The organism is Paenibacillus sp. FSL H8-0548, assembly GCF_038630985.1.
Classification (GTDB): domain Bacteria; phylum Bacillota; class Bacilli; order Paenibacillales; family Paenibacillaceae; genus Pristimantibacillus.
The window spans coordinates 1255007-1281265 of the sequence record NZ_CP152049.1; the positions used below are offsets into that span (position 1 = coordinate 1255007).

General features: G+C 47.0%; 25 protein-coding genes. 21 read left to right on the forward strand and 4 right to left on the reverse strand.

Translation table 11 applies throughout. From position 1 onward, the window contains the following. Positions 1-51: 51 nt before the first annotated feature. The gene (locus MHI37_RS05190) at positions 52-1257 is read right to left on the reverse strand and encodes a magnesium transporter CorA family protein (protein WP_076339418.1); all 1206 of its coding nucleotides are present in this window, start codon (positions 1255-1257) and stop codon (positions 52-54) included. Between the two features lie 253 nt (positions 1258-1510). Here MHI37_RS05190 and MHI37_RS05195 point away from each other — a divergent pair, with 253 nt between their 5' ends. Then, on the forward strand, positions 1511-2065 hold the full coding sequence (locus tag MHI37_RS05195) for a general stress protein (protein ID WP_076339416.1): 555 nt from the start codon (positions 1511-1513) through the stop codon (positions 2063-2065). Positions 2066-2157: 92 nt separating this feature from the next. On the opposite strand, the gene MHI37_RS05200 is transcribed toward MHI37_RS05195, so the two are convergent. Next, a complete protein-coding gene (locus MHI37_RS05200) occupies positions 2158-3387 on the reverse strand; it encodes an FAD-dependent oxidoreductase (RefSeq protein ID WP_076339415.1) in 1230 nt (409 codons plus the stop codon). Positions 3388-3480: 93 nt separating this feature from the next. After that, entirely contained in the window at positions 3481-4359 is an 879-nt protein-coding gene (locus MHI37_RS05205) for an AraC family transcriptional regulator (protein ID WP_076339414.1), read from the reverse strand. Between the two features lie 201 nt (positions 4360-4560). Between MHI37_RS05205 and MHI37_RS05210 the strand changes: the two genes are divergently transcribed. The 4 genes from MHI37_RS05210 (at position 4561) to MHI37_RS05225 (ending at position 9119) form a co-directional block, all read left to right on the forward strand. Next, the gene (locus MHI37_RS05210; protein ID WP_076339413.1) at positions 4561-5733 is read left to right on the forward strand and encodes a galactokinase; all 1173 of its coding nucleotides are present in this window, start codon (positions 4561-4563) and stop codon (positions 5731-5733) included. A 36-nt stretch (positions 5734-5769) separates the two neighbouring features. Then, positions 5770-6756, forward strand: coding sequence for a UDP-glucose 4-epimerase GalE (gene galE / locus MHI37_RS05215; RefSeq protein WP_076339412.1), 987 nt, complete (start codon positions 5770-5772; stop codon positions 6754-6756). A 33-nt stretch (positions 6757-6789) separates the two neighbouring features. Then, a complete protein-coding gene (locus tag MHI37_RS05220) occupies positions 6790-8379 on the forward strand; it encodes a UDP-glucose--hexose-1-phosphate uridylyltransferase (protein ID WP_179090316.1) in 1590 nt (529 codons plus the stop codon). A gap of 290 nt (positions 8380-8669) precedes the next feature. Further along, positions 8670-9119 carry a hypothetical protein gene (locus MHI37_RS05225; protein ID WP_076339410.1) on the forward strand — a complete coding sequence of 150 codons (450 nt, stop codon included), beginning with the start codon at positions 8670-8672 and terminating at the stop codon, positions 9117-9119. A 118-nt stretch (positions 9120-9237) separates the two neighbouring features. Here the strand turns inward: MHI37_RS05225 and MHI37_RS05230 are convergent, their stop codons facing one another. Next, positions 9238-9465: a DUF1128 domain-containing protein gene (locus MHI37_RS05230; RefSeq protein WP_076339409.1), complete on the reverse strand. Its 228-nt coding sequence runs from the start codon at positions 9463-9465 to the stop codon at positions 9238-9240. A gap of 333 nt (positions 9466-9798) precedes the next feature. Here MHI37_RS05230 and yyaC point away from each other — a divergent pair, with 333 nt between their 5' ends. The 16 genes from yyaC (at position 9799) to MHI37_RS05310 (ending at position 26230) form a co-directional block, all read left to right on the forward strand. Next, positions 9799-10317: a spore protease YyaC gene (gene yyaC, locus MHI37_RS05235; protein ID WP_076339408.1), complete on the forward strand. Its 519-nt coding sequence runs from the start codon at positions 9799-9801 to the stop codon at positions 10315-10317. A gap of 38 nt (positions 10318-10355) precedes the next feature. Beyond that, positions 10356-11204 (forward strand): alpha/beta hydrolase, encoded by an 849-nt coding sequence (locus MHI37_RS05240; protein WP_256710689.1) that lies wholly within the window; start codon positions 10356-10358, stop codon positions 11202-11204. 23 nt (positions 11205-11227) lie between these two features. After that, positions 11228-11872 (forward strand): DUF6483 family protein, encoded by a 645-nt coding sequence (locus tag MHI37_RS05245; RefSeq protein WP_076339406.1) that lies wholly within the window; start codon positions 11228-11230, stop codon positions 11870-11872. Positions 11873-11923: 51 nt separating this feature from the next. Beyond that, a complete protein-coding gene (locus tag MHI37_RS05250; protein WP_076339405.1) occupies positions 11924-13108 on the forward strand; it encodes an SAM-dependent methyltransferase in 1185 nt (394 codons plus the stop codon). A 115-nt stretch (positions 13109-13223) separates the two neighbouring features. Next, positions 13224-14900 carry a diguanylate cyclase gene (locus tag MHI37_RS05255; protein ID WP_076339433.1) on the forward strand — a complete coding sequence of 559 codons (1677 nt, stop codon included), beginning with the start codon at positions 13224-13226 and terminating at the stop codon, positions 14898-14900. A gap of 129 nt (positions 14901-15029) precedes the next feature. Beyond that, positions 15030-16112: an HD-GYP domain-containing protein gene (locus MHI37_RS05260; RefSeq protein ID WP_076339404.1), complete on the forward strand. Its 1083-nt coding sequence runs from the start codon at positions 15030-15032 to the stop codon at positions 16110-16112. 181 nt (positions 16113-16293) lie between these two features. Beyond that, positions 16294-17163 (forward strand): YitT family protein, encoded by an 870-nt coding sequence (locus tag MHI37_RS05265; RefSeq protein WP_256710688.1) that lies wholly within the window; start codon positions 16294-16296, stop codon positions 17161-17163. Positions 17164-17187: 24 nt separating this feature from the next. Then, positions 17188-18258 (forward strand): thiamine-phosphate kinase, encoded by a 1071-nt coding sequence (gene thiL, locus MHI37_RS05270; protein WP_076339402.1) that lies wholly within the window; start codon positions 17188-17190, stop codon positions 18256-18258. A 13-nt stretch (positions 18259-18271) separates the two neighbouring features. Beyond that, a complete protein-coding gene (tsaE, locus tag MHI37_RS05275) occupies positions 18272-18760 on the forward strand; it encodes a tRNA (adenosine(37)-N6)-threonylcarbamoyltransferase complex ATPase subunit type 1 TsaE (protein ID WP_076339401.1) in 489 nt (162 codons plus the stop codon). Next, positions 18757-19575 carry a tRNA (adenosine(37)-N6)-threonylcarbamoyltransferase complex dimerization subunit type 1 TsaB gene (gene tsaB, locus MHI37_RS05280; RefSeq protein ID WP_076339400.1) on the forward strand — a complete coding sequence of 273 codons (819 nt, stop codon included), beginning with the start codon at positions 18757-18759 and terminating at the stop codon, positions 19573-19575. The genes tsaE and tsaB overlap by 4 nt, the downstream gene beginning before the upstream one ends. Further along, positions 19572-20060 (forward strand): ribosomal protein S18-alanine N-acetyltransferase, encoded by a 489-nt coding sequence (gene rimI, locus MHI37_RS05285; protein WP_076339399.1) that lies wholly within the window; start codon positions 19572-19574, stop codon positions 20058-20060. The genes tsaB and rimI overlap by 4 nt, the downstream gene beginning before the upstream one ends. Before the next feature lie 2 nt (positions 20061-20062). Continuing rightward, complete coding sequence (tsaD, locus tag MHI37_RS05290; RefSeq protein ID WP_076339432.1) at positions 20063-21142, forward strand: tRNA (adenosine(37)-N6)-threonylcarbamoyltransferase complex transferase subunit TsaD; 1080 nt, start codon at positions 20063-20065, stop codon at positions 21140-21142. A gap of 561 nt (positions 21143-21703) precedes the next feature. Then, a complete protein-coding gene (locus tag MHI37_RS05295) occupies positions 21704-22195 on the forward strand; it encodes a hypothetical protein (protein WP_076339398.1) in 492 nt (163 codons plus the stop codon). Next, complete coding sequence (locus tag MHI37_RS05300) at positions 22161-23726, forward strand: 2-isopropylmalate synthase (RefSeq protein WP_256710687.1); 1566 nt, start codon at positions 22161-22163, stop codon at positions 23724-23726. Before MHI37_RS05295 ends, MHI37_RS05300 begins: the two co-directional genes overlap by 35 nt. A gap of 111 nt (positions 23727-23837) precedes the next feature. Beyond that, positions 23838-24656, forward strand: a complete 819-nt coding sequence (locus MHI37_RS05305) for a class I SAM-dependent methyltransferase (RefSeq protein WP_076339397.1) — start codon at positions 23838-23840, stop codon at positions 24654-24656. Positions 24657-25486: 830 nt separating this feature from the next. Beyond that, positions 25487-26230, forward strand: coding sequence for an ABC transporter ATP-binding protein (locus MHI37_RS05310; RefSeq protein WP_076339396.1), 744 nt, complete (start codon positions 25487-25489; stop codon positions 26228-26230). The last annotated feature ends 29 nt before the right edge of the window (positions 26231-26259 follow it).

Below are 26259 nucleotides of genomic sequence, written 5' to 3' on the forward strand. Positions count from 1 at the left end.
CAGCTCTGCTTAGCTAAGCTAAGTAATAAACCCTTCCGGAAATACCGAGCTTTAACTGCGCTTTCTTCGGGATCGCGATTGCAGCTCTGGCTGATCAGAAGCAGCAGAAGAAGAAGGGGCTGCACGACTGGAGCGGCTAGCTTTCAGCTTCGACTTCGAGCTCCTAGAACGACTTGGCTGCGGGGAGGCATCGTCAGTAACGATTTCCTTCGGACTGCGTCCATTGAGCAAATCACCCGTCCAGCCTTTCTTCCATAACCAAATGTACATAATCAGCGTAATGATGAATATAACGGAAAGCATGATGCCAAAGCTCCATTTATAATTTTTGAACGGGAGATTATCAAAGTTGACGCCCCATATGCCTCCGATAATCGTAGCGGGCAGGAACAGGACGGTAAATATCGTCAGCGTTTTCATAATATCGTTGCCCCGAAAATTAGAGATAGCGTCGTCCATCGAAATTAAAGTGTCGATTTCCAGTGCGTAATGCTTCAGCAGGGCATCAATTCTCTCAAGCTTATGTGTCATCCTCTTGAAGCTGTCCTTTTCGGTCAGCTCCTCCATGAAAGCTTCTGTAGCTGCACCGTGCACCTCCCGGACCGGAATGAATAAATGGCTCCAATGCAATAAATCGTACCGTCTCTCAAAAATAACATCTATAAGGCCAGTACGATTTTCCTTGCGCATCGTTGTTTCTAATTCGCCAAGTCGCTTCTCGAAGCCATCGAGACCAGTCTGAAAGGTATCCAAAACAATACTGATCATATTAAACAATGCTTCAGGAGCTGTCTCGCAGCTGCTTAGCTTTGTCTCATGCTCGTAGGATTGAAGCCGCAGAGGCAGTCGCACATCCTCATGTATCGTAATAAGGAGCTGCTCAGTCAACCAGAAGTGAAAGGGCTGAACATCGGCTTGATCATCCGAGATTTGGAACATAAGCGTCCCATAAAGCACCTTCTCCAAGCTGGGGTTCTCCCCTACAGATATGATATTGGTTCGTCTACCTGCACATTCGTCCACCCATAAAGCAGCTTCCGGAAATAATCGCTTTAGCTCCTCCGATCGCTGCTCTGCTGGATCTTGAACGGTTTTTGTAATAGCTTTAACAGCTCTTTGCTCCTCACGCGCGGCAGCGTTTTGTTTTTGTGCTGCCTTCCTGGTGGGGAAAGTATCTTTTTTCACAGCTTGCGTACTTGCTTGCTGGAGTATATGCCATTCCCATCCTGCGGGATAGCGAAGCATCCGGTGGATCATCGCTTTGCCTCCTGCTTATCCGATTTTCCAATATCTATTCCTCCATCATACCGCGAACGACTATGTTGCACAACCTGAACGCTTTATTAGACAAATACTACAAGGCTTCGTGCCTAATGCTAACAAAATACGACTTATTCCGACAAAAACAGGGCATACCAAGATTAGCATTGAACATCATGCTGCTTATGTTATTTGGGCAGCTGCATCGCAAATACATTTGTATATACAAAAGCATCTGGAGGGATAGACTGTGGCAACAAAAATAGCGATATTTGAAACGGAGCAGCAAGCGATAACAGCGATCGAGCAGCTCGAGCAAGCGGGATTTGTAAAAAGTGAGCTTAAGGTTCTAGCCAAGGATTCGGAGCATTCCAGAAGGATCGAAAGAGAGAGCGACGTTCATGTCGATGAACTGCGTGAGCTGGAGGCTACGCCTGATCGGCAAGATTTAGGCATCTTCGGAATGGCTGCTGCAACTGGTTATGCTGGAGCGGGCGTCAATGCCGTTTATGGGATGGCTGGCTACGGCTCCGCACCTTATAATGCTGGAGGATTTCCATTTGTAGCAGCAATACTGCTTGGCGACGACGAGCACAGCGAATCTTTAAGGGCGCTTGGAATTGATGATAGCAAGGCAGAGCTGTGCAGTCAGGAGCTGCAAAGCGGCTCTTTAATTGTTATTGTAGAAACGGATGAAAGCAAATCACTATTGGATAAGGACGGGGGTCCGGATTTATCGCGGCTTGGAGCTGCTGAAGCTGTATTTCGCGCATGCAATGCTTCTTCCATTACAGACGGGGCTTAGCGCTGTGTAGCTTTGAGGATAAGAAGCCGCATTTGACACTCGAGAATTAGCAGCATCCGAGCGACAGAATGAGGCTTCTTTCTTTTTTTTCTCTAAAGCTTGGATAATGATTTGCGATCCAGCTTTACGATGTCTGCTAAGGGATGTCCTTCACCGCGAATAAGATTACTAACCAGCTCAGCCGCGATCATGCTGTATACGGTACCGTTGCCGCCATAGCCGAGGCAGTAATAAACGTTTTTCCAAGCAGGGTCCGCACCGATAAAGGGCAAGCTGTCACGTGATTCGCCGAAGGTAGCGCTCCATTCGAATTCGACTTTGGCCTGGAGCTCGGGAAAAAGTGCTTGCAGCTGCTCAAGGAGCTTCTCGCTGTGCTTCCTTCTTCCTAAGGCGCTATGAAGCGGCTGTTCGATCTCTTCATCCAGGCCGCCGATGACAACACGTCCATCTATCGTTGTACGCATGTATAGATAAGGACGAGCAGTCTCCCAAATCAAATAACGGTCATGCCAGCTTTCAAGATTGGATTGAACGCCGGTCACGAGTGCATAGGAGCGGTTGATATCTGCTTTGATCAGCTGGCCGCGCAGCTCCTCTGGCTCATAACCGACAGCATATACGACATGCTCGGCTTCTATTTCATAGCCGTCTGAGGTTCGCAAGCGATGAAGGCCGGACGGAATCGTTTCATGGGAGACGATATCGGTTTGCTCATGGATTTCAAGACCTTCTGCAACAGCGGCTTCTGCTATGCTATTCACGAATTGCAAAGGATTTATTTCAGCATCGCCGTGGGTGACGATGGCGCCTGGCTTGCGGAAAGGGAAATGGCTCGCGATTTCATCCGGCGACCAGAATTCGACGTCCAGACCACAAGCCTTGAGCGCTTCAAATTCTCTCTTAAGCTTAGGCAAATCCTGCTCGGTGGAAGCATAATAGAGGCTGCTTCTTCTAACTAACCCAACGTCAGCATCAAGCGAAAGGGCGATTTTCTCAAGTGAATCGACGGCAACTTTGCATGCTCGATAGAAGACCTTAGCATCATTTTCTCCAATTTGATCCATTAAATCACAAAGCATTATATCATTAGACAACTGCAGTAAACCAGTATTCGCAGAAGTGCTTCCGCCGGCTACGCAGCCTCTCTCGAGCATGATGGTCGAGAGTCCGTTTCGTACGAAGCCTAAGCTGCTGATGACTCCGGACATGCCGCCTCCAATGACAGCAACCTTTGTTTTTTTGTTTTGACGAAGCGATGGATATTCCTTAGTACTGCTTAGTGTAACTGGCCAGTATAGGTTGCCGGTATATAGCTCCTTCAATGGTCATCCCCCCTTAGCTAGTATTACCCAAATTTACAAATACGAAGCGGGTATTAGCTGATAATGCTGATGGAGGATGACAGCTGCATTTACTTAGTTTTCCTGACCTCTGATACTGCGCATTGCTTCGCGATATGCGGTAGGAGATTGCCCATGGAGACGACGAAATTGCTTGGAGAAGTATAAGGCATCTTGAAGCCCTACTGAGGCTGAAATTTGCTCAATCGTCAGCTCGGAGCGTTCGCGGAGCATCTGGCGCGCTTTATCAATACGGAGTGTAAGCAGGAAGTTGATAGGCGATACGCCAGTTCTTTGCTTGAACAGGCGAGATAAATAGGCGCGATTGTAACCGAGTGATTCAGCCATCTGCTCAATAGACACCGGATGTGCATACTGCGTAGATAAATAGTGAATCACTTGCTGCAGCAAATGGTCGCCATCGGCTTTAGCAGTACGGATCGAGCTTCCGCTCAAAGCATGCAGCGCGGCTTTGTATTCAGCAAACAGAAGATGCAAATAGCCTAGTGCTTCTAAGTCAGCAGCGATACCACCACTGCGGAAGGTCTCGTAAATTCGCCGGAACAAGATGGCTGCGCGTCTCTTATCAGAGGTAAAAACGATTTGCTGCTCGCTCTTAAAGCCGGCATCAGCTACGAGTGAAGCCGAATGAGTGCCTGTGAAAGCGACCCAACGATATCGCCATGGCTCGTCGCTGTCGGATTCGTAGCTGATGAGCTGCTCGGGCTCAATCAAGAAGGTGTGTCCAGCACGAAGCTCGTGCCTAGTGCCATCGCAAACAAATATCCCTTTGCCCTCTAAGACGATATGCATAAGGTAGAAATCATACACCTTCGGTCCGAGCCGATGGAGCGGCTTCGTTTGGCTCTCGCCGGCGAATAAAATAGTAAGTGGAGCATTCTCACCGTCTGCGATAACTGGATTGGAGGCCACGGTATACATATCCGGCTGCATTGTACTTTACACCTGCTTTATATTTTGTGGATTCGTGAACAAATCTAACGTTTATCTAATCATAGCATGTCCCATGCTAAAGTGAAAAGTCACATTAATCCATATAAAAAGCACTTTCCGCCATTTCGTTTTTCAGCTTGTTGCCTTATACTGAAAATGAAATCAAACCAACAAATTTAATAAAAAGGAACGTGATAGCAAATGGCAAACATTGATACGCTAACACAGCAATTTATACAGCAATACGGCGGAGAGGCTAGTGACATTGCAGTGTTTCATGCTCCGGGCCGTGTAAACCTGATTGGTGAGCACACCGACTACAACGGCGGCTACGTTTTTCCGGCTGCTTTAACATTTGGCACTACACTTCTCATTCGTAAACGTTCTGACCATCAGCTAGGGCTTGCAACGACCAACTTCCCAGCATCGAAAAGCTTTTCAGTTGATTCAATCGTATATGATGAAGCTGACGATTGGATGAACTATCCGAAGGGGATCGTATATGAGCTTCTACAGGATGGTGTACAGTTCAAGAATGGCTATGACTTGTTGTTCCACGGTGAGATTCCTAATGGTGCAGGGCTATCCTCATCGGCATCTATTGAGGTTGTAACGGCATATGCGCTTCTAACGCTTGAGGGATTGCCGACAGATACAGTGAAAATTGCTCTGCTTGCGCAAAAATCCGAAAATGAGTTTAACGGAGTTAAATGCGGCATCATGGATCAATTCGCAGTAGCAAACGGTAAAAAGGATCATGCCATTCTATTGATGTGCGATACGCTGGAGTATGACCTTGTACCGTTCGACTCAGGCAGCTACAAGCTGGTCATCGGAAATACGAACAAGCGCCGTGGTTTAGTGGACTCAGCTTACAATGAGCGCCGTGCGCAGTGTGAGCAAGCAGTTCAAGATTTGCAGGTTGCTTTCCCTGAGCTAACGCTGCTTGGACAAATCAATCTCGAGCAATTCAATTCATCTAAGCATCTTATTAAGGACGAAATCGTTCGGAAGCGGGCTCAGCATGTCGTGGAGGAAATTGATCGTGTTCTGCAATCGATCAAAGCGCTCAAAGCAAACGATTTGGCGCAATTCGGTCAACTGATGAATGGCTCGCATGATTCGCTGCGCGATCTTTATGAAGTGACGGGAGTTGAACTGGACACAATGGTAGCAGCAGCTCGTCAAGTGTCAGGCGTGCTTGGCTCTCGTATGACGGGCGCAGGCTTTGGCGGTTGTACCGTTTCGCTGGTGCATGAAGACAGCGTAGCAGCATTCCAGGAAGAAGTAGGCCGCAAGTACAGTGAAGCAACAGGCTTGACAGCTGATTTTTATGTATGCACGATTGGCAATGGCGTAGAGCGTCTAGTTTAACTAGCATTCAACCTATATGGAGAGGGGAAATGAACAATGGCAGTATTAGTAACTGGCGGAGCAGGATATATCGGCTCGCATGCCGTAGCGGCATTGCAGGAGCGCGGCGAGGACATCGTTATCGTCGACAATTTACAGCAGGGACATCGCGAGGCTTTGCTTGGAGGAAAGCTTTATGTTGGTGATCTCCGTGATACAGCGTTCATGGATACCGTCTTTAAGGAAAACGAAATTGATGCGGTCATTCACTTTGCAGCGAACTCGCTCGTAGGCGAGAGCATGACGGACCCAGGCAAATACTATCATAACAACGTGTTTGGCACGTTATGCTTGCTTGAGAAGATGAATGAGTACAATGTTCGCAAAATCGTATTCTCTTCTACAGCGGCTACTTACGGAGAGCCGGAAAGTGTGCCTATCGACGAATATGATCGTACGCTTCCGACCAATGCTTATGGAGAAACGAAGCTAGCGATGGAAAAAATGATGAGATGGTTCGATGTTGCTCATCAAATCAAGTTTATCTCGCTGCGTTATTTCAATGCAGCAGGCGCGCATGAGAGCGGCAAGATCGGTGAGGATCATAGTCCTGAGACGCATCTCATTCCTATCGTGCTGCAAGCAGCGCTTGGTCAGCGTCCGCATATCTCCGTATTTGGCGAAGATTACGAGACGCCTGACGGTACTTGCATCCGTGACTACATCCACGTAAGCGATCTTGCCGATGCGCATGTGCTGGCAGTGGATCGTCTTCGCAGTGGTGCGGAAAGCGCAGTGTACAACCTAGGCAACGGAACAGGCTTCTCCGTGAAGCAAGTGATTGATATTGCGCGCAGCGTTACGGGCAGAGAAATTCCTGCCGTATTTGAAGCTCGCCGTGCAGGCGACCCTGCTATTCTAGTTGCATCTTCGGATCGCGCTCGCAAGGAACTTGGCTGGAATCCGAAGCGCGATAAGCTGGAGGACATTATTAAGAGTGCTTGGAGCTGGCATGAAGCGAGTCCAAACGGCTACAACGACTAAGGTTACTGCTAATTTTGAAAGGAGCTGCATCACGTGGCAAAGGAACAACAAGCGGTATCAGCAAGCGATGCGCTTATTTTAATTGAACGACTGCTGCAATTCGCAAATCAGCGCAATTTGCTGCTCGATCAATTGGATGTGCATGCGGCAAGAAATCAGCTGCTCGATCTATTTCGCTTCACAGAAGCCTTCGAGGGTGAAATTGCGGAAGAGAGCTTGGATAGCGCAGTCGAGCTGCTGGAGCCATTGCTTGATTATGGCTTTGAAATCGGCCTTATCCCGGACAATACGATGACCTATCGGGATTTGCTCGATGCTCGCATTATGGGACTCTTATTGCCGCGTCCGTCTGAGGCCGTCGCACGGTTTGAGCATCAGGTGAAGGAAGAGGGACTTAAGGCAGCAACGGATGCCTTCTATAACCTAAGCATTGATTCAAACTATATTCGGATGGATCGTATTCGCAAAAATCAATACTGGCTCCATGAGACTGAGTTTGGCAGCCTTGAAATTACGATCAATCTATCGAAGCCTGAGAAGGATCCGAAGGAAATTGCCTTGCTCAAAACGATGCCGCAGGCGAAATATCCTAAATGCTTGCTATGTGTAGAAAATGTTGGTTATGCCGGTCGTCCTGATCATCCAGCTCGGCAAAATTTACGTGTGTTGCCGCTTACGCTGCAAACGGAGCAATGGTATTTTCAATATTCGCCATACGTGTATTACAACGAACACAGCATTATTTTTAAAGGCGTCCATGAGCCTATGGTTATTTCTCATTCGTCCTTCGCAAGGCTGCTTGACTTTGTTGAGCAATTTCCACATTATTTCATCGGCTCCAATGCCGATTTGCCAATCGTGGGCGGCTCTATACTTAGCCACGATCACTTCCAAGGAGGCCGTCACGTATTTCCGATGGAGGCGGCTTCTACTGATACGCTATTTGTTGATCCCAAGCTGCAAGGCGTACGCTTTGGCATCGTGAATTGGCCAATGTCTGTCGTTCGGATCAATGGAGCCTCCAAGGCTGATGTGCATAGTGCTGCCTGTCGTATTCTGGACGAATGGCGCGCGTATAGTGATTCTTCAGCAGACGTGCTTGCCTTCACCGAACAAGCGGATGGCGCACTGATACCGCACAATACGATTACACCAATTGCGCGGCTGCGTGATAATGGTGAGTATGAAGTTGATCTAGTGCTGCGCAACAACCGTACGAGCGATGAGCACCCAGATGGCATTTTTCATCCTCATCAGCATTTGCATCATGTTAAGAAAGAGAACATCGGCTTGATCGAAGTGATGGGGCTTGCTGTATTGCCAGGACGCCTGAAGGAGGAACTGGAGCTGCTTGCAGCTTATTTGTCAGGCAAATCCTCCGATGCACCAGAAGAGCTTCAAGCTGCTTCTCATCCGCTCAATAAGCATGCCGCTTGGCTTCAATCTCTTATTGAACGTTTTGGCACGAATAATAGTTCGGAGCAAGCGAAAACGATTATAGAAACCGAAACGGGCGGCAAGTTTCTAGAGGTGCTGAAGGATGCAGGCGTGTATAAGCGCACGACAGCGGGCACAGCGGCATTTGAACGTTTTCTGACGACAATCGGGCTTCAAAAGCTATAAATAGATGAAACCTCCATTTACGCGGCTATGCTGGCGAGTGAATGGAGGTTTTTTTGGAAATATAGGAAAGTATAAGTTTCACATTTATCCTCCGCCTATATTTTTGTGAGAAACTTCTTGTCCTTTAACTAGGACGACGTAGTCGTTTCTTCTTACTTGATTTATTAAATAGGTATTATGAAATTATATTTATTTGTAAACAGCCGAATTTTATGGTATTTTTTATAGGATAAACGAACTTTTTGCATTAATATTTCAAATCGTTATTACTATTTATCGGAGGGGTCAACATGCCCGAAAAAATGCTACCGCTAGACGATTTTTTACAGCTGAACACGGATGATCAAGTAGAGAAGCTAAAGCGCTGGAAGATGGATTACACGCTCAAAGATATTCGGGAGGCTTGGAATTTCAAGCATTCCGCGCAATATTATATGCTGCTTAAGAAGCTGCGTATTTATGAAAGAGTAGTTAACAAATCAGATAAGTTCTATCCTGTACAGGAGCAGCTTGCTGCTAGGTCGCATGCAGGCGGAGATCGTTGGGCAGGACAAAGCACCTTCTCGGAACGCAAGCTGCCTTCCGATAGCTTTGACTATCATTTGAATACGACGCTGAGCGGTCCAGAGCTTGCTGACAAGCTGGAGAGAATCGCCCATTTCCTTAAAGGCGAGCACAAAAATGTCTCTATAAAGCTGTCTATTGAAGCAGCAGAAGTAGAAGCGGAAGAGCAGGAATAGCTGATGAGTCTACAATAAAAGAACCGAGCGAGGCCGGATGTGCCAAGCTCGGTTCTTTTATTGTAGAAAATAGAAAAGAAATGTCTGATTATGGAATAAAATCACGAAATGTAGAACTTTATTTCAAACGCAGCTTGCCAAGCTCAGTAACGAGCGCTTCAACTTCACTGATGCTGAATTTTTCTTTGGAAGCGACAACCTCATAAAGATCCTTGATATCCTCATATTTGCCTAAGTCGAAGTTAGAAGCTTGCATAGCAGCTGCGGAAGCCATCTTAAGCTTCGTTTTAATAACTTCAATCATAAATTCTACATTCTCTTGGGTTTGTAATTCTAAATTAGTCATGGTTTGCCTCCTGAATTTACTTTGCTGTCATTGTAACATGTTTCAAATATGAAAGACCATAAATTGAACAGTATCTTAAAATTGGATACAATTAAACTATATAAGTTGAACTTAAAAAATGAAGTTATAGCGAAGTGAGAAGATCGTACTGGAGAAACGAAGTGTTCGCCTTTGCAGCCGGATTCTTACCTTTAAATGTCTTAGGAAATCAAAGAATCTGGCTGCAACAGCGATCGTAAGAATGATCTACTCGCGCAGCGACCAAAACGTAAATTTCTAGTTCAACTTATTATAGAAAAGAAAAGCAATTGAACACAAGGCAGGTGCAGGAAAATGGAACAGCCAGCGAGAAATGAAATCGTACATTTTTTTGAGGATATTGCAAATCTGCATAGCAATAGCTGCCGTATCGTATTTGTTTGTATTGGGAGCGATCGCTCTACCGGCGACTCCTTCGGACCGTTGGTGGGCACGATGCTTCAGGAGCGAGGCTGGCCAAATGTAATCGGTACGCTTGCGAAGCCCTGCGATGCACATGCCGTTGAACGAGAGATGCAGCGACTGGATCAGTCTGCGATTATTATTGCCATTGATGCGTGTCTTGGCAAGCCTGCTTCGGTGGGCAGATTCATCTTAACCGAGGGTCCTCTTCAGCCTGGGAAAGCAATTGGACGCAGATTGCCGGAAATTGGGCAATATAGTGTGGCAGGCGTCGTGAACATGAATGGCCCGAAAGCCTATTGGATGCTTCAGACGACCTCTCTGTATCAAGTCATAAAGATGGCCAAAGAGGCTGTCGATGCGATTGACGCCGCTTGGAGCAGGTCTGTGAACAAATCAGCGATAGGATAGCATGAAACACAAATCGCATTCATATAAGGAGCGTTTAAATGATGACTGAACAAGCATACTCAATTGCGCAGCGAAAGCTGTTTTTAAATAATGGTGTCCAACTGGCTTATTATGATTCGCACCCTGATGGAGGGGCAGAGGACGGTATTAGCAAGGTGGTCGTTCTGCTTCACGGTTATTGCGGGAGTTCAGCTTATTGGGAAAATATAGTCGAGGGCTTGGAGCCTTATGTACGCGTTATTGCGCCGGACGCGCGCGGGCATGGAAGAAGCTCCGCACCAAGCGATGAAGTCTATGCAATGGAAATGTATGCTGATGATATTGCACAAATGCTCATCGGGCTGCAAATTCACAATGCTGTGCTGCTTGGTCATTCTCTAGGCGGATATATTACACTTGCATTTGCAGAGAAATATTCGAAGAAGCTGTCGGGGTTTGGCCTTATCCATTCTACAGCGCTTGAGGACAGCGATGCGGCGAAGGAGAATCGCGACAAAGCGGTTGCGGCTTTAGAGCAAAATGGAATCGCACCCTTCGTTGACGGCCTATTGCCGAAGCTATTTGCACCTGATAACGCGGAGGCTTTATCGCAAGAGATTGAACGCGGGAAACAAATTGGATACGGCACCTCGCTGCAAGGTGCGATCGGCACAGCGAAGGGCATGAAAGCCAGAATCAATCGCAAGCAGGTTATTGAACAGTCAGAGCTTCCTGTGCTGCTTGTTGCAGGGATAAATGACAAGGTGATTCCAGTTGCGAATGTTTTTGCTGCAACCAATGCAGTAACGGTTAAAGTGGAGCTTGCAGATTCCGGTCACATGGGCATGATTGAGCAGCCGAAGGAAATGGCTGCAGCTATTTTGGAATTCATGAAGGCGAAAGAGTAGGCTGCTGGGAGGGGAGGAAGCATATGTTTCAGCGTGATTATTTCATGAGAATGATTGAGCAGATGACGGAGGCAGTCGGTCAAATTATGAATTTGAGGCGTGAGCGCAAGCAGGAGGAGGCGCTTCTGTTCATAGATGAGCTGCTGGATAAACGGTTTCGGTTAAGCAGCAAGCTTATTCGTTCCTTATCCGACGAGGATTTAATGAAGGTTATGACAACGAACGGAATATTGGAAAGCGATCATATGCAGGCGATTGGAATATTGATGAAGCAGGAGGCTGAGCTGCACGCAGAGCTAGGCCGTGAAGATGAAAGCTTCCATGCCTATGTGAAGGCTTTGCATTTATTTATTCGTTTATCGCTGGCAGACGCTGAACCGACAATTGTGGAGCCGCGCGAGCAAGTAAACGAGCTGCTTGAGAAGCTCCTCCCCTATGAATTGCCTATGCCTACGAAGCGGCTTCTGGTTGAATGGCATGAGATAGAGGGGCATTTCGATTTAGTGGAAAATATGATGCATGAGCTGCTTGCGGAAGGTGCGTTGGGTTCGCCTGATGCTGAGGAGATTTATAGACGGCTGCTGCTGCAAAGCGATGAACGGCTAGAGGCAGGCGATTTGCCGCGTGAGGAAGTTTTAGAAGGACTAGAGTCACTACTGAAATCATAAGCAAAAGGCAATCATGGCTTCACAATTTTTTTTAGGAGTGAGAGATAAGGGATGACGGAACAATGGCAGCAAGAAATAATCAATTGGATCGGAAAGGGTGAACTGGCGCAGGCTACGCTAAGCCAGCCTAGACGCAAGGATGGCACAGCCGCGCCAAAAACAATTATTCGTCCAATTGAGCTCAAAAACGGACTCCATTATCAGTTTGAATATCATTTTGCCAATAAGGTTACTCATGATAACATTACTGAAAATCAAGCATCTGAGCGATTAATCGAGCTTCTTCAGGAAAACTATCGCCAAGCGCTGCTGAAAACTCCAGATGCAGACGTGCAGCTCCTCTTCAATAAGAAGGGCAAAGCGGCTGTTCTTAAGAAGCCGCCTACGGCAGGGGGACGTCCGGCAAGCTTGCTGCATAATAGGCAGAAGCAGCGTGTGCTGGCGGAGGGCAAGGCGGCTCCGTTTCTAGTGGAGCTTGGCATCATGACGCCAGAGGGACTCGTTCATGCTAAGAAACAGGATAAATATCGGCAAATTAATCGGTTTTTAGAAATGGTCACTGACGTGCTTGCCTATTTGCCGACGGACCGCGAGCTTACAATCGTTGATTTTGGATGCGGAAAATCGTATTTGACGTTTGCTCTGTATCATTTGCTGGCGGTGGAGCAGCAGCGGAAAATTAAAATCATTGGACTTGATTTGAAAGCCGATGTCATCGCCTTTTGTTCGGAGCTTGCAGGGAAGCTTGGTTATGATAAGCTTACATTCCTTGTTGGCGATATTGCACAGTACGAGGAGCTGCAGGCAGCTGATATGGTCGTCACGCTGCATGCATGCGATACGGCAACGGATGCGGCGCTGGCCAAAGCCGTGAATTGGGGCGCATCGGTCATTATGTCTGTGCCGTGCTGTCAGCATGAGCTGTTCAAGCAGGTCAGCAATGATGTTCTCTCTCCACTGCTTTCACAAGGCCTATTAAAGGAGCGTTTTTCGGCACTGGCTACCGATGCTGCAAGAGGCACATTGCTGGAGGTGCTTGGATATAAGGTTCAGATGCTGGAATTTGTTGATCCGGAGCACACACCTAAAAATTTGTTGATTAGGGCTGTGCGTACAGAGCAACCAGTGGTTTCCACAAGTAAATGGGAGCAATATAAGCAATTCCGTCAGTTTCTGAATATCACTCCATCTTTGGAGCGCATGCTGGCCGACCGATGGCCTGCCGAGTCTGAATAAGGGCGATAAACAAGGACCAGGTTCAATAAACATTAATTAATTGTCGATGATATTAACATTTGTTACAATGGAAGAAGATGGATGACAAATGGATGGGTGAACCCTATTGGAATGGATGATATGGCTAGACTTTATTATGTTTCTAGTGCTGTGCGGCTTATTTTTTTACGTGTATACCTCAAGCACAGTTACATTGCTGCATCGTATATATTTATTTTTACATTCTGTTTTTATGGTTTGGACACTCTTTCAATTCGTGTCGCAGACGACGGATTCTACCCTTTATAAACTATTTTATCTTTCGATTTCGTATACTGGACTCTCGCTGCTAGGAATAGGCTGGCTCATATTTATTATATTTCTTACCGGCCAATCGTATGTGATTCGAAAGAGCAGATTATTTATGATTGCGATTCCAGCGTTAATTTCGGTTGCAGTTGTCATTATCAATCCCGAGGGGCTGTTTCTTGGGATTAACGATCGCATGCCTTCGTTTAAGCAGCTGCAGCACGGTCCGTTATATTGGATCATGATCTCGCAATTGGTTCTTTATGTAATCGCATCTTTTATTGTTATGTTTAAAAGTCTTCGGGGAGAGAACTCGGATCGGCAGCGCATACTCATAAAAACCGCAATCAACGGCATGTTTGTACTCGTTGTGTTTGCTCTTACAGATTTAATTGTTAATGTTATTAGCGTTTATCAATTTAATAGATTTATTCCTTTAGTTTCAGTAGGGATGGCTGTTACTGCAATATACTTAGTGCATGCGATAAAACGCAATAAAGTGCTTGATATTATTCAAATCGTTCAACGGGATGTTATGAATACGATGTCAATGGGTATTATTGTTCTTGACGAGAATGACACCATTCTTGATGTGAACAAAATAATGAGGTCCATTGTTCGGCTTCGCATAGGTGATAAGTTTAATCCTTCGCTGTTTGTCTCCCAATTTAAGAAGGACACTGTCGATGAGTTTACTGCAATGATAGAAGCGCATCGGAAGCGGCCGCAGGATCGGCTGGAAACTGAAATTGCTGTTCAATTTGACAAGTATCAGCATATCATCGTTCAGTCTGCGCCTATATTGGACAACAAGAAAACGCTCGTCGGCAGACTGCTCACCTTTCAGGATGTGACGGAGCTTAGGCTGCTGGTTCAGGAAACGAAGGATCAGAATGATCAGCTGCAGGATCGAAATCGCGACCTCCTCCTTATGCAGGACGAGCTGTTTCAAGCGAATAAAAAGCTTGAACAGATGGCGATTACTGATGGATTGACGGGCTGCTTCAACCGACGTTATTTGCTGCATCAGCTTGAGCAAGAGGTCGTTACCAACATTCGCTTCGGCGTTCCCTTTTCTATTTTTTTGTTCGATCTCGATCATTTTAAATCGATCAATGACACGTATGGCCATGTAGTTGGCGACGAGGTGCTGTGCAGTACGGTTGATGCGGTAAGAAGCTCGCTTCGCTATACAGATGTATTGGCACGTTATGGAGGAGAAGAATTTACCGTTTATTTACCACATACGAACCGAGAGCAAGCGGAGCTCATTGCCGAGCGGTTGATGACGGCGGTAGAATGCAATCGGGTAAACACAGGGCAGGGAGATCAGTCGGTGTCGGTCACGATAAGTATGGGCGTGATAACGATCGAGCATTTTGAGCCGTATGATCTCACAGATCCAAAAGCCTTTATGCGCGAGCTGCTTGCACAAGCAGACGCTGCGTTGTATGAGGCCAAGTTTAATGGGCGAAATCGAATCGTCAAGCGTAAACTCGCCTAGTATAGAAAGATATACTAGGCGCATTAGGTTCTTTTTAATACTCTTTGCATAGTCAGTTAGACTCTGATCTGATAAAATAGAGCTATCCCTTTACAAGCGCTATAACTATCAAAGGCGGGAACTAATCTAATGAGAAAAGTGCAAATTGGAATGGTCAAGCCAGGTGATAAGGTGGCAAAATCCATATTTCAAGAAAATGGAAGCGTGCTTTTAGGGGAAGGCGTTGAGCTAAGCGATCGATATATCGAACGGCTGCGCAACTTAGGCATTGATTTTCTATTCATTGAAGACGGATTGACGATAGATCTAATGCCAGAGGATACCATTCGAGAAGAAACACGTAAGCAGGCTGTAGATACGATCTATAAAACAATGAACTCCTTTAAGGATCAAACTTCATCAAAGGGACGCACAATAGCTCCAGATATGGGGCGTAATTTTCGAGCCGTATTCGGGCAAATTATGCAGGATTTATCATCAAGACCTAATATGCTCGTCAATTTAACGAGTATTCATGCGATGGATGCCTATTTATTTCAGCATTCCTTTAACGTGGCAGTGTTGGCCGGCATTATGGGAATGGCGAAGGGCTTTAATCGCAATCAACTGGAGGAGCTTGGCATTGGCGCATTGCTCTTCGATATCGGGATGACAAAGCTGCCCCCGAAGCTGCTCACTCACACAGGCAGTTTTTCAGCGGAGGAGCGTAATCTTATAAACGGTCATCCAAAGGATGGCTTTGATATATTGCGTAAATATCATGATATATCTATTGTTTCTGCTCATTGTGCGCTTCAGCATCATGAGCGGTTTAATGGATCAGGTTATCCTCGGGGACTCAAGGAAAACGAAATTCACATGTATGCCCAAATTGTTGGGCTGGCAGATACGTTTGATGCTTTAACCTCGCCAAGACCTTATCGGAAGCGTTATACATCCAGTGAGGCTATCGAGTTTTTATTTGCTGCTGGTGGTACCTTTTTCGATTTGGAGCTCATTAAGCTTTTTTGTCGACACATCTCGATATATCCTGTATCGACCTCACTTTTGCTTAGCACTGGTCAGATTGGCGTCGTATCGGAAAACAACGAGCTAGCCGTTCATCGACCTCGCGTACGCATTATTATGGAGTCTAACGGTGCTCAGCCCGAATCACCATATGAGATAGAGTTAAAGGATCAGCTGCATATAACGATTGTTAAAGAGCTGTAGGCCGTTATTTGAAATATAAGAAAGTATAAGTTTCACATTATAGGGAGCCTTTCGATTGTCGGCATATTTTGCGACACTTGGGACGGCTTCTTTTTTTGCAATAATGACAGTCTTGCTTTATATCTAGAAGTGTTTAAGGTAAAATAATGAGAAATAGAGCTAATAGAGGATGTGTTTCCAAATGGGGTCAAAACAGCACCACAAACTGTCCAAGCTCGAAATGCTGCGAAGAGCGCTTTTTATTACACTAGGTGCGGGGCTAGTATCGGTTGGTCTGGAAATTTTCCTCGTTCCCAACCGTATTGTAGATGGTGGTATTGTCGGTATATCGATTATGGTTTCCCATTTGTCTGCCTTGCCTCTTGGTATTTTTCTATTTCTTTTTAATCTTCCATTTTTGTTTCTAGGCTATAAGCAAATTGGAAAGACCTTTGCTGTTTCAACACTGTACGGCGTTACGGTGATGTCGATTGGGACGTTGCTGCTTCATCCGGTCCCGCCACTCACGGTTGAACCGTTTTTAGCTGCTATTTTTGGCGGTGTTATTTTAGGTATAGGCGTAGGGATAGTGATCCGATTTGGGGGCTCGCTCGACGGTACCGAAATTATTGCGATTGTATTCAACAAAAGACTGCCATTATCTGTTGGCGAGACGGTGATGTTCTTTAATCTGTTTATTCTCGGCAGCGCGGGTTTCGTATTCGGTTGGGATCGTGCGATGTATTCGCTTATTGCGTATTACATTGCGTACAAATTGATTGATATTACGATAGAGGGCTTCGACGAATCGAAGGCGGTCTGGATTATTAGCGATGAAGCGAAGGAGATCGGAGCAGCCATCATGAGCCGGCTGGGCCGAGGTGTCACTTATTTGCACGGGGAAGGCGGCTTTACCGGCGGCAGCAAACGAGTGATCTTCTGCGTAATAACGCGGCTGGAGGAAGCGAAGATGAAGTCGATCGTTCATGAGCTAGACCCTCTAGCGTTTCTTGCTGTCGGAAATATTCATGATGTGAAAGGCGGACGGTTTAAGAAAAGGGATATTCACTAATGATGATAAGAAGGAGATCAGGCTTTGGACGAGTTTGCGAGTATTCAGCACTGGACAGCTGGCAGACAGGCTGATGAGTGGCAGCGAAAGCGCGGGGTTGTCATCGGTATCGGTGATGACACTGCGGTGGTTGATCCTGCTTCGGCATCGGTTGGCGTAGCCGGGCCGAGTCGGCTGCTGCTGGCGGTCGACACGATGGTGGAGACCGTCCACTTCAAGGAGTCGACGATGCGGGACGAGGATGTCGGCTATAAGGCGCTTGCGGCCAACATCAGCGACATTGCCGCGATGGGGGGCGTGCCCTTGCATGCGCTCGTATCGGTCAGCGTACCGCCCTCGTACACGCCAGAGCGGATGCGGAGGCTGTATGACGGGCTGTACGAATGCGCCGAGCGCTACGGGGTTGCTCTTGTAGGCGGCGATACGACGTCGTCGCCGCAGCACTTGGTTGTTGCCGTGACGGTGACGGGAACCGTGGAGGCGGGGCGTGAGCTGCTTCGCTCCGGGGCGAAGCCGGGCGATGCGGTGTTTGTGACCGGCGCCGTAGGCAGGTCGGCGGCCGGTCTTCATGCGCTGCTCGCCGAGGAGACGAGGGGAGGCGCGCGCGGTTTGGAAGCGGGCGAAGCCGGACCGCTTCAGGCGGTTGCGCCGCTGGTGCAGGCGCATCAGCGGCCTGCGCCCTCTGTAAGAGCGGGCAGGCTGCTGCTTGAGCGGGGGAGCTGCCGCTCGCTCAATGATGTAAGCGATGGCCTAGCCAGCGAGGCATGGGAGCTGGCGGAAGCTTCAGGGCTTCGCCTAGTTCTTCGTGAGAAGCTTATGCCTAGAAGCGGGAGCATGGCAGCTTACGCAGCAAGTGTTGGCATAGATTCGCTGGAGTGGATGCTATATGGCGGAGAGGATTACGTCTTGCTGGGAACGATGGCTGCTGAGGATGCCGAAGCGATGAAAGTCGTTTTTCATCAAGAGGGCATTCCTTTTTTTATTATCGGGGAAACCGAGGCTGGCGAGCCTGAAGTAGAGCTTGTTCGCAGTGATCAAAACGATGAGAAGCGAGTGAAGCTAAAGAAACGCGGATACAATCATTTTTTGTCATGAACGGGTGAATCGAATGGAACAAAAGGTAAGCCATGCCATATGGCTGGCACAGACAGAACAGGATACAGTCGCTTTAGCTCAGGAGCTTGCGTTAAGGGCAAAGCCAGGAATGCTGCTTGCTTTAGACGGCGACCTGGGCGCGGGCAAAACAAGATTTTCGCAAGCCTTTGCCGCAGCAATTGGGGTAAAGGGCATTGTAAATAGTCCGACTTTTACAATTATTAAGGAATACGAAGGGGAGCAGCTCCCCTTTTATCATATGGATGTATATCGACTTTCGCTGGAGGAAGCTGACGAGCTGGGACTCGATGATTATTTTTATGGCGAGGGCGTTACGATTGTTGAATGGGCAAGCTTGATCAAGGAGCTGCTGCCGGAAGGCCGGCTGGAGCTGTATATTGAGCATCTTGGCGATGAATCGAGGCGTATCCAGCTGACTGGCTATGGCGAAATCTATGCGAGCTGGTGCGAAGCCGTTAATAAGATAGGAGCAGGAAAATGAGAATTGAGCAGAACTATCAATCGGTGACGATTTTGGCTTTAGATACAGCAACAGCAGCGATGGCGGCTGCCATTGTTAGCGGAGAAGATGTGCGGGCTGAAATTCAAACATGGGCAGAGAGAAACCACTCGGTTCATGTTGTGTCCCATATTAAAGAAATGCTCATCAAGAGCGGACTTGCAGAAGAAAGCATCGATGCGATTGCCGTTGGCAACGGGCCAGGCTCCTATACAGGGATGCGTATCGCGGTGTCTGTCGCGAAGACACTCGCTTGGGTGTGGAATAAGCCGCTTGTCGCAGTATCCAGTCTGGAGGCCATTGCTTATGGCGCATGGCATCATGCACTCGAAGAGCAGGCTGAGGGGGCGAAGGCTGCGGCTGGCGAGCACTGGGTGCTGCCCATTATGGATGCGAGACGCGGACAAGTGTATTCAGCTGGCTTCTCGATGTCTGCCGAAGGGCGCTGGAGTCGCTGGACACCGGATGGCGTAAGGCTCATGAAGGATTTTGTGGAACAGCTGGAGCAGCGCTTGGCGGCTGAGCCGTCAGGTGCGGTCAAGAGCATATCGCTTGTGGGAGATCTATCGCTTCATGAGCAAGGAGCAGAGCAGCTGCAGCAGATTGGAGCAGCTGCAGGCGTAATCGTGCGTCTACAGCCTTTTGTTCAAGAGGGAAAATGGATTGCAAGGCTAGGCCGTATAAAGCTCGAAGCTGGTCAGATAGAAGACCCGCATCTATTAATTCCCAACTATACACAGCTTACCGAAGCTGAGGTGGTATGGAAGGCCAAGCAGGAGGGTGGGGCTAAGGTATGAAAGTTGACGTAAACACGCTCGTTTATCGTTCGATGACGATGGCCGACATTCCTCATATTGTTTCCATTGAGCAGGAAGCGTTCTCGAGTCCATGGACCACGGAGGCGTTTACGAACGAGTTGACGAACAACTTATTTGCACGTTATATGATTATGGAATATGAGGGACAAGTGATCGGCTATGGCGGCATGTGGATTATTATGGACGAAGCACATGTGACGAATATCGCAGTACAGGTCGATTACCGGGGACAGGGGCTCGGCAACTGCTTGCTGGGTGAGCTGCAGCGAACGGCGGTTTTTTTTGGTGCTGTCAAAATGACGCTCGAGGTGCGGCCTTCCAACGAAATTGCGCAGCGGCTCTATCGGAAATACGGCTTTGAGCCGGCGGGCATTCGCCCAAGGTACTACTCCGACAACAATGAAGATGCGCTTATTATGTGGGCGGTGCTTGAACATGAGCAGTCCAAAGCAGGGGAGCAATGAACGTGAGTCAGTCACAGAAGTCAGCAAATGCGCTGCTATCGAATGACCTTATTTTGGCTATTGAAACCAGCTGCGACGAGACATCGGCAGCTGTTATTCGCGGCGGCAAGCATATATTATCTAACGTAGTATCGAGTCAAATTGAAATTCATGAGCGCTACGGAGGCGTCGTGCCGGAGATTGCCTCGCGCAAGCATGTAGAATCCATTACGCTGATCATTGAGCAGGCCGTTCAAGAATCAGGCTATACGCTGAAGGATATGGCGGCGATTGCAGTGACGCAGGGTCCTGGTCTTGTAGGCGCGCTGCTTGTAGGCGTCGTTGCAGCCAAAAGCTTATCGATGGCGCTAGATATTCCGTTGATCGGTACCCATCATATCGCAGGACATATTTATGCCAATGAGCTTGTTCATGACATCGTATACCCATGTATGGCGCTTGTTGTATCAGGCGGACATACGGAACTTGTGCTGATGGAAAGTGAAGGTGACTTTCAAGTGGTCGGCCGTACTAGAGACGATGCTGTCGGTGAGGCTTATGATAAAGTGGCAAGGGCGCTGCATCTGCCCTACCCAGGTGGACCGCATATCGACAAGCTTGCGATAGAAGCAGAGGAATCCATCGTCTTGCCTCGCGCATGGCTGGAAGCTGATAGCTTTGACTTTAGCTTCAGCGGATTAAAATCGGCGGTGCTTGCGGTCATTAATCAGACGAAAATGAAAGGTCTGGTGCTTAATGAGGGAGCATTAGCACGCGGCTTTCAGGAATCGGTTACGGAGGTGCTCGTAACGAAAGCGCTGCGCGCGGTTCGTCAGTTCGGTGCGAAGCAGCTGCTGCTATGCGGTGGTGTTGCGGCCAATCGCGGTTTGCGCGCTGCCTTAACGGCTCGCTGTGAATCAGAACGGGTACCGCTGCTCATTCCGCCTAATTCTCTCTGTACGGATAATGCAGCTATGATTGGAGCAGCGGCGTATCTTAAGCTGAAGCGCTCGGAATTTACAGACCTCGACATGAAGGCAGATCCTGGTTTTTCACTAGAGAGCTGGTCTGTGGGCGGATCGAATCAGAGCACGATAAAGTAACCCCGATAAAAAATATTTGGTGGAAATTGTGAAAATGGAATTGACAGACTATTTCTTAAGGCATATAATAAGCCACAATACTTCACACTTTAATCTCATAACTTACAAACGCAAAGAACAGGAACAGTAAAGCTTGTCCGGGAAAGTCATTAGCGCATATATGAATGAGCTTCATTTATACATCGCTGTGACACAGAGAGCTGCGGGATGGTGCAACGCAGTCGAAGGATGCTTGAAGCTCACCTGGGAGCGGAGCAATGGAAACGATGGCGGCATGAACAAATGCGAATAAGCCATGCAGGTACATTGTTACGGTTAACCACCGTGATCAGGTGCATGTGAGTCAACATCCGGAGTTGGCCATATGCTTAAGTTGGGCTTTCCTGCTCGTTTGTGAGTGAATGGGAGTCAACAAGGGTGGTACCGCGCGGGTCTTTTATAGCCTGTCGTCTCTTGATTCAAGAGACGACAGGCTTTTCTTGTTGTCTAGGCAGTGGAGTAGCTGACCATCAAAGCAAATATACAAACAAATTAAAGTATACAACATAGAGTAAAAACGCTATGAACAGGAGTAGTAGAACATTAGGCTGGCAAAGCGAATTTCAGTCTATCTTATCGCATTGCGATAAGATGGGAACGTTGAAATCGTGCAGAGAGCTGCGGGGTGGTGCGACGCAGTCGAAGCTGAGGTTTGAATCTCGCCTGGGAGCGGAACGATGGAAAACAGCTTGTCATCTGACATGCGCCTACATCGTTACGGTTAGCCGCCGTCATCGGGCATTTAAGCGGGCATGGAATCCCGCAGCAAGCAGTAAGGCTGTCGATTGGCAGCTGAGCAATGCTTCTGCATCAGGTTCCGGTCAATTAGAGTGGTACCACGGCAGCGTAAGCTCGTCGTCTCTTACAAGGAGACGGCGAGCTTTTTTTATGCAAATTTTTAGCAAGTACTATCGCTTCTTGTTCAATGAGGTGCCGCTAATGGCTAAGATAACTAACCAAAACTTAGGAGGAATTAACGATGACAAACGAAATGAAAAAAATTCAAATTTTTGATACAACACTGCGCGATGGCGAGCAATCCCCTGGTGCTTCTCTTGATCCCGAACGTAAAATAATTATTGCACGGCAGCTTGGCAAGCTGGGCATCGATGTCATTGAGCCGGGCTTTCCGGTCTCAAGTCCAGGCGAATTCGCAGCTGTGCAGCAAATTTCTCGTGAGCTTCAGCATGTAGAGATTGCGGGATTTGCGAGAGCGGTGAAGGTCGATATTGATGCGGCGATCAAAGCTACACAGGATGCGGCTCGCAGAAGGCTGCACATATTCATTTCCTCGTCGGACATTCATCTTAACCATCAACTGCGGAAATCACGTGATGAGGTCGTTAAAATTGCTCGCGACATGGTCGCATACGGAAAACAACTCGTCGATGAAATCGAGTTTTCAGCGATGGACTCTACACGCTCAGGAAGAGATTTTGTCATTCAGCTGGTAGAGGCTGTTATAGCAGAAGGAGCGACGATCATTAATCTGCCGGATACGCTGGGCTATGCTATGCCGGAGGAAATGAGCGAGCTGTTCCGTGCGGTCAGGAAACAAGCAAGAGGCGGCGATACGGTAAGATATAGTGCGCATTGTCATAACGATCTTGGCATGGCGGTAGCCAATAGTATTGCAGCCATTCATGGAGGCGCTACGCAAATCGAAGTTACAGTAAACGGAATTGGCGAACGGGCGGGCAACTGTTCACTGGAAGAGCTGGTTATGGCGATTGAAACGCGTAAGGATGCCATTGGGGCGGAGACTAACATTCAGATCGGCGAAATCTATGAAACATCGCGGATGGTGAGCCGCGCTATGAATTTCCCGATTGCTTACAACAAGCCGATCGTTGGACGCAATGCCTTCCAGCATGAATCAGGCATTCATCAGGATGGCCTGCTGAAAAACCGCAGCACCTATGAAATTATGGACCCGGAAGCGATGGGGATTTCACGCAATATGATTATTCTAGGCAAGCATTCTGGTCGTCATGCCATTAAACATCGTCTTTCCGAGTATGGTATAGACATGACAGAGGCTCAATTACAAAGTGTGTATGATAAATTCAAGGAGACGGCTGATGCTCAAAAGATCGTTTCCGATGATGAGCTGATTCGTATAGCAGGCGAGCTGACACAGACACAGCCAGATCCTTATGTGCTCGTTGACCTTCAGGTTCATGCCGGTACGCAGCGCTCTCGCACGGCAACGGTTACGATTCGCGAGAACGAGTTTGGCGCAGAGAAAACTTATGTAGCGATGGGAGCTGGACCGATTGAAGCTGTAATCCATGCCATTAAGCAAGCGATTCCTGTCGCAGCCGAATTTGAAGATCTTGAGCTTCATTCCTTATCCACAGGCGAGGATGCGCACGGCGAAGCGGTTGTCAGCATTGTGCATCAGGAGCAGCGCTTCCGCGGAACCTCTATTCATAACGATATCGTTCTCGCTGCTGCTCAGGCTTACGTGGCAGCTTGCAATCAAGCGGTTATGACGACAGGCATCAGAATAGTTGAAGCTTCTCCGAATCGAGCAGTAAACTGACTCTGATTGTGAAATAAGCTTTGGTTTTTCCCCATAGTAGGGAAGTAAGCTTCTCTATTATGGGAAAGCCAGCAGGTGCTCGTTCGAATGGTATAAGGAGGCGTGGCTGAAATGAATAATAATCGAGTCATTAGCTATTATAATCAATTTGATGAGTGGGGGCGTCTGGAGAGAGAACCGCTTGAGTTTAACGTTAATTGGCATTATATCAGGAGGTTTCTTCCGAAGAACGGGCATATTTTAGATAACGGTGCAGGGCCTGGAAAATATGCAATGGAGCTGGCTAGCTGCGGTTATGAGGTTACATTAACGGATTTAACCCCAAGGCTTGTGCAGATTGCTAGAGAGAAAGCGCAGGAGCTTGCGCTAACAGAACGCTTTAAAGGCTTTCATATCGCAGATGCAAGGAGCTTGAACATTTTTTCGGATGATAGCTTTGATGCTTCATTAATGATGGGACCGCTATATCATTTGCAGCTGCAGGAGGAAAGGGAACAAGCTGTTAAGGAACTATATCGAGTGACACGAAGGGATGGTTACGTATTTGTTTCATTTATGACTCGTATCAGACATGTGCTCACAGTGCTTGCTCATCCGCAAAGCTGGCGTCCTAATGATAATATGGGAGACATTCAAGCTTTTATGGAAACAGGGCTGTTTAATCATAGCGATGAGGGAAGATTTACTGGGGCGTATTATTATCATATAGACGACATCACTCCGTTTATGGAAACCCATGGCTTCGAAACGATTAAGCTCATCGGCTCCTCCAGTGCAGCTGGTTCTCTAACTAAGGAACAATTTGATTATTGGAAATCTCTTGGAGCGGAACATTACGCGAAATTCATGCAATTTATATACGATACTGCAGAAAATAATTATTTACTCGGTTCTTCCTCGCATTTACTCTATATAGGTAAAAGAAAATAATACAATAAATTTACCAAATTTAGTGTTGTGCACAAAGTTATCCACATTTCAACGTTAAATTGTGTATAAGATGATGAAATGCCCGAAAACACTGGATTTACGTTCGCTTAACATTGTGAACGAATAGGGGATAGTTTTTCGAGGATAAAGCTGTGGATAATGTGAATAACGTGGATAAAGTAACAGGAAAGTATGAGTTTGTGCCTAAGAATCGACGAAATCCGCGAAAATACTACTATAATACTCATGTACTATCGACTGAATTAACTAACAATTTATACAGAGATGTTGATAACATTGTGGATAACTATAAAAGGTGGTTTTTGGATAGACTAATCAAGATCAAGGAGCAGATATTGGCTTTAATAGAGCGCTGCTGCCGCATGAATCATTATATTTGCAAAAACAGTCGAGCATCTTATTCTCAGATGATAGACTGTTTTTTTGTCTTTAGAGGCTCCATATGTACTTTAATACACTTGAGACTAATATGGATGCTGCTCGGTTTTACTATTTATGTTTTAGAGATTGCCTTTGGCATATAGGCCGTATTGCAATAAGTACAGCGTACGTTTCTTGACGTTAGTGATGACGATATGCGAGCAGTAATGGAGGGCTGCACGGGCGGCGTTTGTGTCACTTTGTATTGCATTTGCATTGCGCTTGTATTGCGGGCACGCAAAAAATTTGCGTGAATTACTACTCAGATTTTCGGTGAAAAAGTCAATGGTATAGGTTATCGTGAAACTATGACGCATACCAAAACATAAATCTCACCTTATATTGTATAGATTAAGCAATGTTGAGAGTGAATGGAGGTTAACCAAAGAATGGATAAGGAAGCAATCATTCAGGTAAGCTCGGTCAGCAAGTATTATGGTGCGAATAGAGCAGTAGAGAAAGTATCCTTTAAAGTGAATGAAGGAGAAATCTTTGGTATTATCGGCCAGCATGGTGCTGGAAAAACAACACTACTAGAAATGTTAATGGGAATTCGCATGCCTGAACAGGGGAGCATACAGATCTATGGTCAAGATGTTGTGCTTGATGCAGAACGTCTGAAGGAAGATATCGGAATTCATCTGCAAAGCACATCTCTTGTGGATAAGATGAATGTGCGCGAAGCTATGGAGCTGTTTCAAGGCTTCTACAAACGAAAAAACGACTTGGATCTAATTATTGAGCAATTCGGTCTTAGTCCATATTCGAATAAATTAGTAAAACGCTTGTCAGGCGGTTGGAGACAGCGTACGGCATTAGCAATTGCATTAGTCAATGATCCAAAAATTATATTTTTGGATGAACCAACGACGGGACTGGACTCACAGGCCAAAAGAGACTATTGGTCGCTGCTGGCACTGCTTAAACAGCAAGGAAAAACGATTGTAGTTGCTTCCCATGATATGGAGGAAATACAGCGTTATTGCAGTCGTGTTTGCGTGATGCGTAAGGGAGAATTAATGGCCTGCGCTAACCCAACGACGCTTATTGCACAATTGCCGGGCGGCGGGATGACCATGGAAGCTGTTTATATGCATCATGCAGTAGAGATGAAGGGGAGAGTGAGTGTATAAGAAGAACCGGATAGATAGCGGTTTTTAAA